This window comes from Marinospirillum minutulum DSM 6287 (genome assembly GCF_000422325.1).
GTDB lineage: Bacteria > Pseudomonadota > Gammaproteobacteria > Pseudomonadales > Halomonadaceae > Marinospirillum > Marinospirillum minutulum.
The window spans coordinates 61,097-74,509 of sequence record NZ_AULO01000011.1 but is presented as its reverse complement, the minus strand read 5'-3'; the positions used below and the strand labels follow the sequence as shown (position 1 = coordinate 74,509).

General features: G+C 45.0%; 12 protein-coding genes. All 12 read right to left on the bottom strand.

The features are described 5' to 3' along the window. Window positions 1-15: 15 nt before the first annotated feature. Window positions 16-564 (bottom strand): SPOR domain-containing protein, encoded by a 549-nt coding sequence (locus tag H571_RS0105615; RefSeq protein WP_027848456.1) that lies wholly within the window; start codon window positions 562-564, stop codon window positions 16-18. Window position 565: 1 nt separating this feature from the next. Next, window positions 566-1,876, bottom strand: a complete 1,311-nt coding sequence (gene folC, locus H571_RS0105610; protein ID WP_051168173.1) for a bifunctional tetrahydrofolate synthase/dihydrofolate synthase — start codon at window positions 1,874-1,876, stop codon at window positions 566-568. A gap of 8 nt (window positions 1,877-1,884) precedes the next feature. Then, window positions 1,885-2,751: an acetyl-CoA carboxylase, carboxyltransferase subunit beta gene (accD, locus tag H571_RS14340; protein WP_036217761.1), complete on the bottom strand. Its 867-nt coding sequence runs from the start codon at window positions 2,749-2,751 to the stop codon at window positions 1,885-1,887. A 68-nt stretch (window positions 2,752-2,819) separates the two neighbouring features. Beyond that, the gene (gene trpA / locus H571_RS0105600) at window positions 2,820-3,632 is read right to left on the bottom strand and encodes a tryptophan synthase subunit alpha (RefSeq protein WP_027848454.1); all 813 of its coding nucleotides are present in this window, start codon (window positions 3,630-3,632) and stop codon (window positions 2,820-2,822) included. Window positions 3,633-3,653: 21 nt separating this feature from the next. Further along, a complete protein-coding gene (trpB, locus tag H571_RS0105595) occupies window positions 3,654-4,865 on the bottom strand; it encodes a tryptophan synthase subunit beta (RefSeq protein WP_027848453.1) in 1,212 nt (403 codons plus the stop codon). A gap of 12 nt (window positions 4,866-4,877) precedes the next feature. After that, a complete protein-coding gene (locus tag H571_RS0105590) occupies window positions 4,878-5,486 on the bottom strand; it encodes a phosphoribosylanthranilate isomerase (protein WP_027848452.1) in 609 nt (202 codons plus the stop codon). A 1-nt stretch (window position 5,487) separates the two neighbouring features. Further along, complete coding sequence (truA, locus tag H571_RS14335) at window positions 5,488-6,438, bottom strand: tRNA pseudouridine(38-40) synthase TruA (RefSeq protein ID WP_084482693.1); 951 nt, start codon at window positions 6,436-6,438, stop codon at window positions 5,488-5,490. A gap of 1 nt (window position 6,439) precedes the next feature. After that, complete coding sequence (locus H571_RS0105580; protein WP_036217759.1) at window positions 6,440-8,761, bottom strand: FimV/HubP family polar landmark protein; 2,322 nt, start codon at window positions 8,759-8,761, stop codon at window positions 6,440-6,442. Window positions 8,762-8,893: 132 nt separating this feature from the next. Next, window positions 8,894-10,003, bottom strand: coding sequence for an aspartate-semialdehyde dehydrogenase (gene asd, locus H571_RS0105575; RefSeq protein ID WP_027848450.1), 1,110 nt, complete (start codon window positions 10,001-10,003; stop codon window positions 8,894-8,896). A gap of 9 nt (window positions 10,004-10,012) precedes the next feature. Further along, complete coding sequence (gene leuB, locus H571_RS0105570; RefSeq protein WP_027848449.1) at window positions 10,013-11,101, bottom strand: 3-isopropylmalate dehydrogenase; 1,089 nt, start codon at window positions 11,099-11,101, stop codon at window positions 10,013-10,015. 185 nt (window positions 11,102-11,286) lie between these two features. Next, window positions 11,287-11,925, bottom strand: a complete 639-nt coding sequence (gene leuD, locus H571_RS0105560) for a 3-isopropylmalate dehydratase small subunit (RefSeq protein ID WP_027848448.1) — start codon at window positions 11,923-11,925, stop codon at window positions 11,287-11,289. A 2-nt stretch (window positions 11,926-11,927) separates the two neighbouring features. After that, the gene (leuC, locus tag H571_RS0105555; RefSeq protein ID WP_027848447.1) at window positions 11,928-13,346 is read right to left on the bottom strand and encodes a 3-isopropylmalate dehydratase large subunit; all 1,419 of its coding nucleotides are present in this window, start codon (window positions 13,344-13,346) and stop codon (window positions 11,928-11,930) included. Window positions 13,347-13,413 lie beyond the last annotated feature (67 nt).

Here is a 13,413-nt window from a genome sequence, read left to right as displayed (position 1 = left end):
TCCTTAAGAAGTTAGCTAGTCATCACTAGTAGGCAAACTGCCCTGAATTCTTGCTTCATACTCGGGTACATAGCTGGTTAAGAGTGTTTTTAGTCCTTGCTGCTGCAATAATTTATCTTGCACTTCTCGCCCTTCATTTTGACTGATATAAGGGCCAACAAACACCACCGCCATACCGTTTATTTTGCGCCAATAAGCGTGGTATTGCTTTTTCTCTAATTCGCTAAGCAAACGCTTAGCGTTGGTAGAATCACCAAAAGATGCTACCTGTATGGCCCAAGCATCAACACCGCCTTCAGGGTTAAGTGTTAAACCAGAGTTAGGTAACTGACTATTATTAGAAGCAATTTGCTGTTTTTGCTGCTCATTAAGACTAGGAGGTAATTTGGGTGCAACAGGCTTTTCTACGACAGATTTTACTGGTGCTGGTGGTTCTGGTGTGATGATTTTATCAGAAATTGGTGCAGAAGGACGCTTTTCTTCTAAAAGAAAAGGTACAAAAATAACTGCCAAAGCAATTAAAACCAATGCACCTAAGAGGCGTTCTTTTAAGCCATAACGCATACTAGGCCTCCGTCTTTTGTAACTGACGCAGCACCTGCGCTAGTGTAAAGAAAGAACCCATGACTAAAACCTCATCATAGCCTTCAAGCAGTTGTTGTTGAGCAGTAGCAAAAGCCAAGTTGCCTTGCTCATCTGAATCAGCTAATAGCACCCTAGCCCCTAGTTTGGCAATTAAAGCGGCTAGTTTTTCTGCCTTAATTGCTCTGGGTAAAGGCAAGCTAGTAACCACCCAAGCATCTATCAATGGCAACAAGGGTGACAGGGTTGCAGGAATATCTTTATCAGCCATCATCCCCACCAGCGCTAGGCGCTTTTTACCTGGCTGCTCTGCCAGCCTAGCAGCCAAATAACTTGCTGCTTCAGGGTTATGAGCAACATCTAAGAGCCAAGCACCTTCACGCTGCATACGACCCGTTAGCTTCGCTTGCGCTAATCCTTGTTTAATGGCCTGCTCACTTAATTGAGGATAGACCAGCAGCAAGGCTTGAACTGCTGTAGCAGCATTATTAGCAGGCAAGGCAGTAAGGGGTAGGTCTGTTAGATAAATAGCTTTTAACTGGTTAGTTAAACCCTGCCATGCCCATAAACCTTCTGCTTCAACACCACGCTGAAAATCTTTACCCAATTGAAATACAGGGCAATTCAATTGCTCAGCAGTTTTATAAACGCTAGCAGGAAGGTTGTTACTACCCAAAACCACAGGGCAGTTTTGACGAAAAGTACCGGCTTTCTCTTGCCCTATCACTTCTAAATCTGCACCTAAATACTCGGCATGGTCTTGGGCAACAGTCACAAGCACCGCAAGGTTTGCATCAACAATATTCACTGCATCTAGCCGACCACCTAAACCGACTTCTAGCAACCATAAATCAACCGCTGCTTCTTCAAAAATTAGCAAGCCAGCTAGGGTAGCAAATTCAAAATAACTCAGTGAAACAGGTTCGCTTTCCAACCTTGCCGCTTCAATACGAGTAAAGGCAGCAGTTATCGCTTCATCACTAACCGACCTGCCATTTATTTTAATGCGTTCATTAAAGTGCAAAAAATGCGGTGAAGTATAACTGCCAACCGTTAAACCTTGAGCAAGCGCCATAGATTCAGTCAGCGCAAGTGTGGAGCCTTTACCGTTAGTACCAGAAAAGACTATAACTTGCTGTTTACGTTGCTCAGACGTTAAGGGCAGCTTCAAGCGTTGCGCTACTGCGCTTACCCTGGCTAAACCCAAGTCTATTTCGCGGGAATGCAGGTTTTCTAAATGCTTAAGCCAGGTGTCCAAACTTGTGGAAGCACCCAGCTGTAATTTTGAGGTCACTAGTGTTTTCAGCAGGCTGTAGGTTGTTGGGTCATTTTACGTAATAAGCCACCGAGTTTTTCAGCTAGCTCATGACGATGAATAATCATATCAACCGTACCATGCGAGAGTAAAAACTCGGCACGCTGGAAGCCTTCAGGTAGTTTTTCACGCACGGTTTGCTCAATTACACGCGGGCCAGCAAAACCACACAAGGCATAAGGCTCAGAAACGTTCAGATCACCTAACATAGCTAAGGAAGCAGAAACACCGCCATAAACGGGATCAGTTAACACAGAGATATAAGGCACACCCGCTTGCTTCATGCGCTCTAGGGCTGCCGAGGTTTTTGCCATCTGCATTAGCGAGAAAAGTGCTTCTTGCATGCGTGCACCGCCAGAAGCAGAAAAACAAACTAAAGGAATGCGTTCTTTTAGTGCAAGCTCTGCAGCACGAACAAACTTCTCACCAACCACAGAACCCATAGAGCCGCCCATAAAGTTAAACTCAAAGGCAACCGCCACCACTGCTATACCCGTTAACTCGCCACGCATAGCAACCAATGCATCTTTTTCACCTGTTGCGCGTTGTGCAGCAGTTAAGCGGTCTTTGTATTTTTTTGAATCACGGAATTTCAAACGGTCTACTGGTTCTAAGTCAGCAAAAAGCTCACTACCCGTATCCTTATCTAAAAAACTTTCTAAGCGCTTGCGTGCTGAAATACGCATGTGGTGATCGCACTTAGGACAAACTAGCTGATTTTTTTCTAGTTCAGGACGGTAAATAGCTGAGATACATTTAGGGCAGTTGCGCCATAAACCCTCAGGTACATTCGCTTTACGGTCACTCGCTTCAGAACGGATGATGGATGGAACAATTCGGTTTAACCAGCTCATAATAAACTCTGTAATCTAAATTTAATAAGGACAGTTTAACCCAGACCTAAGACTGGGTTGTAATTTATTTAGCCTGGCAATTTATCCAAGGCTTGACGCATTTCATTCAGCACCTTACTCATGGCCGGTGCAATTTTTTCTGGTTCAGCTTCTAGTTCGGCAATTTTTCCAACTAGTGCGCTGCCAACTATGACTCCATCAGAGACTGCGCCTAAAGCAGCTGCTGTAGCACCATCACGAATACCAAAGCCTACTGCTAGAGGTAAATCGGTAATTCCAGCAAATACTTTTAATTTTTCTGCTACTGCAGCCACGTCTAGTGTAGCAGAACCAGTCACCCCTTTAAGAGAAACATAGTACAAATAGCCTGTGGTAGCAGCACAGATTTTCTTGGCTCTCTCTAAGGTTGTTGTTGGTGCTAATAAGAAAATTGAATCCATTTCTTGGGCGGTTAATAAAGCTGAAAACTCTGCTGCTTCTTCGGGTGGTAAGTCAACAATAAGCGCACCGTCTAAGCCTGCTTTTGCCGCTTCATTCACAAAGTTTTCATAACCTAGCGCTTCTACTGGGTTCAAATAACCCATTAAAACGACTGGCGTGGTATCGTTCGTTTTACGGAATTCAGCAACCATGCCTAGCACATCAATTAAGCGTGTACCGTGCAACAAGGCCCTTTCACAAGCTTTTTGAATAACCGGCCCATCAGCCATAGGGTCTGAAAAAGGGACACCCAGTTCAATAATATCTGCACCAGCTTCAACTAAAGCGTGCATGTAACCTAGAGTGGCATCGGGTTTAGGGTCGCCAGCGGTAATAAAAGGAATTAATGCTTTGCGTCCTTGCTGCTTTAACTTAGCAAAGGTGGTTTTAATACGGCTCATGCTTTTCTCCATCAGACGCAGTTAAAGGGTGATACCTTGCATTTTAGCAACGGTCATGATGTCTTTATCGCCACGGCCAGACAAGTTCACAATTAGGTGTTTGTCTGTACCTAAGGTGGGCGCTAAACGTTTAGCAAAAGCCAAAGCATGGCTAGATTCTAGCGCTGGAATAATGCCTTCAAAAGCACACAAGTCAGCAAAGGCTTCCATCACCTCAGCATCCGTAGCTACTTCATACTTAACACGACCAACATCTTTCAAATAAGCATGTTCAGGACCAACACCTGGGTAATCTAAGCCAGCAGAAATAGAGTGAGTTGGGGTAATTTGTCCTGCATCGTCTTCCATTAAATAAGTACGGTTGCCGTGCAATACACCGGGACGACCTGCATTTAAAGGCGCAGCATGACGACCCGAAGCGATACCTTCACCACCGGCTTCCACACCGTACATTTCTACGTCATCGTCGGTTAAAAAAGGATGGAACAAACCTAGAGCATTAGAACCGCCACCAATACAAGCAATAAGCGCATCGGGTAAACGGCCTATCTGCTTAAGTGATTGCTCACGTGCTTCACGCCCTGCCACTGAGTTAAAATCACGCACTAACATAGGGTAAGGGTGCGGACCGGCAACAGTGCCAATAATGTAGAAGGTATCATCTACGTTAGTTACCCAATCACGCATGGCTTCGTTCATGGCGTCTTTTAAGGTTTTAGAGCCTGATTCAACTGCAATAACTTCGGCGCCTAAAAGCTTCATACGGTAAACGTTAGGTGCTTGGCGTTTTACATCTTCTGCACCCATATAGACTTGGCATTTAAGGCCTAAACGCGCTGCAACCGTTGCTGTAGCCACACCATGCTGCCCTGCACCGGTTTCTGCAATAATGCGTTTTTTTCCAGAGTATTTGGCAAGTAAAGCCTGCCCCACAGTATTGTTAACCTTGTGAGCGCCCGTATGGTTTAAATCTTCACGCTTAAGCCAAATTTGCGCACCACCTAGGTGGTTAGACCAACGCTCAGCATGATAAAGCGGCGAAGGACGACCTACATATTGTGCTAGGTCTTTATCAAACTCGGCCTGAAAAGCAGGATCAGCACTTAAACGAGCATACTGCTCTTCTAACTGTTCCAAAGCATAGCTCAGGGTTTCTGATACAAAACGACCGCCATAAGGACCAAAGTGGCCTTTAGCATCTGGCAGGTTTAGCAAATCAGCATATTTAGACACGCTTTATACCCCTTAACTTCTAGCAGCCTTAATAAAGGCATGAATTTTTGTCGGACATTTTATACCCCGACTGCTTTCAACTCCACCGGAAACATCGACCGCATAAGGTTGGGTGATGCGGATTGCTTGGGCAACATTCGTTGGTGTTAGGCCTCCAGCAAGAATCCAACTGGGCGATTCACTTGCTGGAAAGCGCTGCCAATCAAAAACCTCACCTGTACCACCCGGAATACCGGGTGTGTAAGCATCAAGTAAAAAGCCTCTGGCACTAGGCCAACCTGCTGCTGCCTGTTCAGGGTCAAAATCAGGTTTCATTCGCAGTGCTTTTATATAAGGCCGACCAAAACTTTGACAAAAAGCTTCAGGTTCATCGCCATGAAACTGTAATAAATCTAAAGGTACTTGCTTAAGAACTTCCGTTACCCATTCTGGCTTAGGGTCTACAAATAGGCCGACCATCATCACAAAAGGGGGTAGCTGTTGAATAATTTTAGCGGCTTGTTCGGGTGTAATGGCTCTTGGGCTGGGTGGATAAAAAACAAAACCTAGGGCATCTGCACCTGCTTTAACAGCTATTTGAGCATCTTCTAACTGAGTTAAACCACAAATTTTAATTCGCACTTTAACCTACCTCTTTTTGTGGGTAGGTTATTTTTTGCTGCGAACGGGTTAAGTCACTTCGATACCATTCAGGCAAAAACTTAGGGTAAGGATCATCAGGGTGTTCAGCCGCTAACAAGTGCATAAAGTGCGGCCCTAGTGGTTCTAGCGGCAAACCAAACTTCTCTGGGTAGTGCACAGCTGTCATGTATAAGCCTTGGGCTGGTGCGGTTATACCGGCTGCGGCTCTTTGCTTTGCTTCTAACAATTCAGTTAACCATTCAGCGGGTTGCAAGCCTTCACCCACTTCCATTAAAGCACCGGCAAGGTTGCGTACCATGTGGTGTAAAAATGCATTGCCTTGAATATCAATTATAATTAGCTGACCACGGCGATACACACGTATAAAGTGTAGATGCCGCCAAGGTGTCGATGACTGACAGCGTACAGAACGAAAAGCAGAAAAGTCTTTTTCACCCACCAACAACTGAGCCGCCAAGTGCATTTTCTCAGCATCTAGGGGCTTCATGTGCCAAGTAAGCTGGTCGTGCATTTGTGCAAAAGGCACGGCGCTATTGTAAATAACATAACGGTAACGCCTAGCTAAAGCAGAGTGACGTGCATGAAAGTCATCAACTACTGGCTTAGACCAACGAATACGTATATCGGGTGGTAGGTTATTATTCGTACCTAATACCCAAGCTCGACTTGGGCGGGCGGCTGAAGTATCAAAATGAACCACCTGACAGCAAGCATGCACTTCGGCATCGGTACGGCCAGCACAATGCACTGTAATTGGCTCTAAGGCAATTTTTTGCAAAGCTTTTTCAACCAGCGGTTGAATACTGGGCACACCAGCCTGCTGCGTTTGCCAACCACGGTAGTTGCTGCCTAGGTACTCTACACCCAAGGCTATCCGCCCGGGTGTAGCATTATCAATAGCATATAAAGCAAAAGGATCAGACAAGCGCATGTTAGTTAGCTAAGGTCTCTAACATTTGTTGTGCCGTAGCTTTTAAATCTGCATCGCCCTCTTTTGCTACCTTTTCTAAAATTTCTCTAGCACCTTCTTTGTCACCCATTTCTATATAGGCCGTTGCTAGGTCTAACTGAGTGGTCATACTGCCTTCAACGTCATCTAAATCTAAGTCTTGGTCACCCAAATCACTTAAATCGTCTAGATCAGCTAAATCATCCAAGCCACCCAAGTCATCTAGGTCACTTAAGTCATCAGTAACAGCTGGCTGACTTTCTGTAAAGGCTTCTAGCTCGGCAAAATTTTCATTTAGCTCAGCGAGTTCTTCATCAACGCCAGGTGCTTGTTGAGGGTCTTGCTGTTCAGTTTCAGAAGCAGTTGTTTCAGGTTCGTCATTTAAATTCAAGCTATCTAAAGCCTGCATAAAGTCGTCAGCATCAGACTTGTAATCGACGGGTTCAAAGTCTGCTGAATCATCACCTTGATCTTCTAACTCCTGTGCATCCAAGGGTTTTTCAAGGTCAAGTTCTAACTCCAAGTTCTCTAGGCTGGATTCATCTAACTCATCAAAATCAAAGTCATCTTCTTCTACTGGCTCTTCTACACTTGGCTCTACTGGTTCTTTGCTTGCTATCAAACCATCTAAATCAGCTTCTAAGGAATCTAAATCAGCTAAGTCGTCAGTTGAGTCATCAATCACACCGTCTGCAACTAATTCTGTTGCAGGCACTTCAGCTGCGGCAGGTGTTTTAGCAACTTCCTCTTCACCTGGGAAGATTAAATCTAAGTCGTCTAAATCATCTAAATTCATTTCGCCTAAATCTAACTCGCCTAAATCTTCTTCAGTTACTTCAGACGAGGCTTCAGGTGAAGCTGTAGCCGTTGGTGTGTTAGCAGCAACAAACAATGACGCCAACTCCTCTGCTCGTGCTAAGCCAGCAGTAGATGCTGAATTAGCTTGGAGTTGCTCTTGCTGCTGGCGGAAGGTTTCTTCATCGTTTAACTCAACCAAAACCTCTAAAAGCTTAATACGCAAGTCTTCACGTGCAGGCTCTTGAGCCAAGGCAGTTTGTAAGAAACCAGCGGCTTGTTCTAAACGCCCATAAGCAATGAAGGTTTCTGCTTCTTCTAGCGCATCTTTGGGTTTTGCCTGGCTAGGCGCTACCGTCTCAGGTTTAGAGCTGGCTGTTTCTAGTGCTTCATCTAGGTCACCTAGGTCATCTAAGCTAAGGTCAGAGGTTAAGTCATCATCAAAGTCTAGCGACTCAAGTTCTTCTAAACCTTCAAGTGGTTGTGCATTCAGGTCTAAATCAAAATCTTTGGAACTGGCCTGATCTTCAGCAAAAGCAGATGTTAAACCTGTATCACTGCCAGCTTGTTGCTGGTTGGCTTTTTTAAGCTTTTTACGCGCTGAAAGTAGAGCAAAAAATAAAATTAATAAAAGAAAAACAGACCCCGCCAAAGCACCATAAAGTTCTGGCTGACGTTTTATTTGACTCGCTAAATCTTGTGGTTCTGGTGCTTTGGGTAGAATTGTACGGCTAGCCCCTGGCTGGGCTTGCTCTAAAGCTAGCTGCTCTTCCATGTCAGCTAACTGCTTATCTTTTAGCTGAATAAGCTGTTGTAGTGTACTGACTTGCTGCTGCATATCAGAAATACGCTCGGCTAGCTCATCTTTTTCACGCTCTGCAATTTGCAGGTTTTCTTCACTGCTGGCTAAATCATTTTCTAAGTCATTAATACGTTGCTGCTGGGCTTCATTAACTTTTGGGGTAACTAGGGTTAGGTCTTGCTGATTAGGTGTGTTATCAGGCAAATCAAGTGTTTTGCTAGGTGTTACAGGCTCGGGCTTAGGTTTAGGTACTTCGGTTATAACAGGCGCTTTGGGTTTGGCTACAGGCTTTTTAGCAACAGGTGCAGCACGACTAGCAACCCAAGCTTGGTTTTGACGCCTAACTTCTTGCTCTGCCTGCATAGCGCTACGGCTAGTCATTGCCTTATTTGAAGGAATAACTAAACGCACACCCATTTCCATTTCATTAATATTACCCGTAGGAAAAGCAGTGGGGTTAGCATCACGTATAGCTAGCATAGCCTGTTTGATAGTGACGCTATTATTAGGACGGGTGGTGCGAGCGATACTCCATAAAGTATCTCTTGGTCCAACTTGAACTGTACGCTGACGATTAGTAGTAGCAGAAGTAGATGCATAAGCAGTGCGTAATTCTTCATTACTAAGTGCTACCGACCAAGAAATGGATGGCACTGCTACAACAACAGCTGTCAAACCTGCTAGCAACCAAGAACTTACTCCGCTCAACTTACTCTCCATACCCTGCCTCTTAGCTTACCCAATTTTTATTAATAAGCGTTTTTAACAGTTTTTACGCACTTTGTCATTGCTGATTTAAAAAACGGCAGTCAAAGCTGCCGTTTTTTTATGCTTATTAACTTATTTACGCTCTAAAAGAATGCGTAACATTCTTCTTAACGGTTCTGCAGCACCCCACAACAGCTGGTCACCCACAGAAAATGCCGATAGGTATTGAGGACCCATATTCATTTTTCTTAAACGACCAACTGGAACAGACAAGGTTCCTGTCACTGCGGTTGGACCTAGGTCACGAATCGACGCTTCACGTTCGTTAGGCACTACTTTCACCCAGTCATTATGCGCTGCTAGCAGGCCATGAATTTCATCCATAGGCACATCTTGCTTTAACTTAATGGTGAAGGCTTGGCTATGGCAACGCATCGCACCAATACGCACACAAAGACCATCAATAGGAATAGGATTGTTGGCTAAACCTAAAATTTTATTGGTTTCGGCATGGCCTTTCCATTCTTCACGGCTTTGCAAGTTATCTAGCTGAGTGTCTATGTAGGGAATCAAGCTTCCCGCCAAAGGCATTCCAAACTTGTCGGTTGGGAAGTCTTTAGAGCGCATAGCCGCAGCAACTTTACGGTCGATATCTAAAATCGCTGAAGCTGGGTCTGCCAATTCACTAGCCACTGAATCACGCAAAGCGCCCATTTGGTTAAGCAATTCACGCATATTTTGAGCGCCAGCGCCTGAAGCTGCTTGATAAGTCATGGAGGTCATCCACTCAATCAAGCCTTTTTCAAACAAGCCGCCCAAACCCATAAGCATTAAACTTACGGTGCAGTTGCCGCCAACAAAGGTTTTTATGCCTTTTTGTAAGCCAGCATCAATTACCCTACGGTTTACTGGATCTAACACAACAATGCTATCGTCTGCCATACGCAGGCTAGAAGCTGCGTCTATCCAATGCCCCTGCCAGCCAGCAGCACGTAAAGGACCATAGACTTCTTTAGTGTAATCACCACCTTGACAGGTAAGCACTACGTCTAGTTTTTTTAGTGCGTCTAGGTCTGTAGCGCTTTGTAAAGGCTGACCATCAGGACCCGCTTTACCTGCCTGAGAGGTTGTAAAATAAACCGCCTCAATCAAGTCAAAATCATTTTCTTCCTGCATCCGCTGCATTAGTACCGAACCGACCATTCCGCGCCAGCCAACTAAACCTACCGTGAGTTTACTCATAGTATCCTCTTATTTAAGTGCTTTTAGGGCTTTAACAACAGCGGCACCCATTTCAACTGTGCCTACTTTTGTCATGCCAGCAGAGAGTATATCAGCAGTACGCAAACCTTCATCTAGCACATCGCTAACTGCCTGCTCAATTTTACCTGCTACCTCTGCCTTGTCGAAGGAATAGCGTAGCATCATGGCAATGGATAAAATACACGCCAAGGGGTTAGCCATATCTTTACCAGCAATATCGGGCGCTGAACCGTGGCAAGGCTCGTACATACCCTTAGCATTTTCATCTAAAGAAGCCGAAGGCAACATACCGATTGAACCGGTTAGCATGGCCGCTGCATCCGATAAAATATCACCAAACATATTACCTGTGACCATTACATCAAACTGCTTAGGCGCACGCACTAACTGCATGGCCGCGTTATCAACGTACATGTGTGACAGCTCAACGTCTGGGTAGTCTTTAGCGACTTCTTCCATCACATCACGCCATAGCATGGTCACTTCTAACACGTTGGCTTTATCGACCGAACATAAACGCTTGTTACGCTTACGTGCCATTTCAAAAGCCACTTTAGCGATACGGCGAATTTCACTTTCAGAATAAACGTAAGTATTAAAGCCTTCTTTTTCGCCATTTTCTAGGGTACGAATGCCGCGTGGCTGACCAAAGTAAATGCCACCCGTTAGCTCACGAACGATCATAATGTCTAAACCTGACACCACTTCAGGCTTAAGGCTAGAAGCATCGGCAAGCTGAGGGTATAAAAGTGCTGGGCGCAGGTTACCAAACAGCGCTAACTCTTTACGAATACCTAGCAGGCCACGCTCTGGACGCAAACTAATGTCTTCTAGCTTATCCCACTTAGGGCCACCCACCGCACCTAGAACTATCGCATCAGCCGCTTTAGCCTTGGCTAGCGTTTCAGGCGGTAAAGGATGACCCGCTGCATCATAACCCGCACCACCGACAGGGGCTTCTTCCCAGCTAATATCCACACCAAAATCATCACGGCAAACTTCCATTACCTTGACTGCTTGGGCAGTAATTTCTGGACCAATACCGTCACCGGGTAACACTAGAATATGTTGAGTCATTACAAAATCTCTATTTTAGAAAACTGTTATTTTACTAACTTATTGATTACCAACGCCCTATCACCAATTGCGTAACCGAGGACGCTAGCACAAGGCAAAAAAATGCAAGAAAGCGCAGTTTACGTGTTTGTAAATGAGCATTTTGAGCAGATTTTTAACACAGTGCTAGCTACGCAGGTAGCAATTTAGGCAAAAATCCACGGGGTTACTTTAGCGCGTGCTTCTTCATAAGCTTTAATATCGGCTGCATCTTTCAGCGTTAAGCCAATATCATCTAAGCCTTCAATTAAGCAATGTTTACGGAATTGATCCATTTCAAAGCTTAAAACTTCACCGCTTGGCGTAGTCACTGTTTGCGCTGGTAAATCGACTAATAAACGGTAGCCTTCTGTGGCTTCTACTTCGTTAAACAGGCGATCAATAATTGCATCGTCTAGCTGAATTAACAGCAAGCCATTTTTGGGTGCGTTATTAAAGAAAATATCCGCAAAGCTGGGTGCAATAATGGCTCTAAAGCCATAGTCAACCAAAGCCCAAGGTGCGTGCTCACGTGAAGAACCACAACCAAAGTTAGCACGTGATAAAAGCACTTCACTATTTTGGTAGCGCGGCTTATTCAGTACAAAATCTTGGTTCAGTGGGCGATTGGTTACATCTTGCCCAGGAAAGCCTTCGTCTAAATAACGCAGTTCATCAAACAGGTTAGGACCAAAACCTGTGCGTTTAATGGATTTCAAAAACTGCTTAGGAATAATTAGGTCAGTATCGACGTTGGCTCTGTCTAAAGGCGCAACCAAACCATTTAATTGGGTAAACTTTTGCATTTTTAACTCCACTCACGCACATCAACAAAGTGACCGGCAATTGCCGCCGCTGCTGCCATAGCTGGGCTAACCAAGTGGGTACGACCACCGTAGCCTTGGCGACCTTCAAAGTTACGGTTAGAGGTAGAAGCACAATGCTCACCCTGCCCCAACTTATCGGCATTCATCGCTAAACACATAGAACAGCCCGGCTCACGCCATTCAAAGCCCGCTTCAATAAAGATTTTATCTAAACCTTCGTCTTCGGCCTGCTTTTTAACCAAACCAGAGCCAGGAACAACCAAGGCCTGCATTAAGGTGGGCGATACTTTACGGCCTTTAGCCACTTCAGCCGCAGCACGTAGGTCTTCAATACGTGAGTTAGTACAAGAGCCAATAAAAACTCTGTCTAGTTTAATATCCGTAATGGCCTGATTAGCTTTTAAACCCATGTATTTTAAAGCTGACTCCCAGCTTTTACGTAGGTTTTCATCACCGGCCTTAGCAGGATCAGGTACAAGGCTGTTCACTGAGCCAACCATTTCAGGTGAAGTACCCCAGCTAACCTGTGGCTCAATAGCCGCAGCATCTAACTTAACCACTTTATCAAACTTAGCATCGGCATCAGAATGCAGTGTTTTCCACCACTCAACCGCCATATCCCAATCTTTACCCTTAGGTGCAAAAGGACGGCCTTCTACATAATCAATCGTGGTTTGGTCACAACCCACTAGGCCAACCCTTGCGCCTGCTTCTATGGCCATATTACAAATGGTCATACGGCCTTCCATCGACAAGTCGGCAATGGCTGAGCCAGCAAACTCCATGGCGTAACCGGTACCACCCGCTGTACCTATCTCACCAATAACTGCCAATACGATATCTTTAGCGGTCACGCCCTTTTGTAACTTGCCATCGACTTGAATCAGCAAGTTTTTCATTTTGCGCTGAATTAAACACTGGGTTGCTAATACGTGCTCAACCTCAGAAGTACCCACACCGTGAGCTAAGGCAGCAAAAGCACCATGAGTGGCTGTATGGGAATCACCACACACTAGCGTCATACCCGGTAATGTTGCGCCCTGTTCTGGGCCAACCACATGAACAATACCTTGGCGAGGGTCATTAATTTTAAATTCAGTAATACCAAATTCTTCACAGTTATCATCCAAGGTTTGCACTTGAATACGTGAAGTTTCATCTTCAATACCGCTCACACCCTGCGCACGTTCTTTAACTGTCGTAGGCACGTTATGATCCGGCGTAGCTAAGTTAGCTGAAATACGCCACGGCTTACGACCGGCCAAACGCAAGCCTTCAAAGGCTTGGGGCGAAGTTACTTCATGCAATAAATGACGGTCAATATAAATAAGTGCCGTACCATCATCGCGCTGCTTAACTAGGTGGGCATCCCACAATTTGTCATATAGGGTTTGAGCCATTTTTTTCTTCTCCTCAAATGGGTAGCCTTTATTTAGGCTTGCTAACATCTTAATGGTTAGGCTTTAA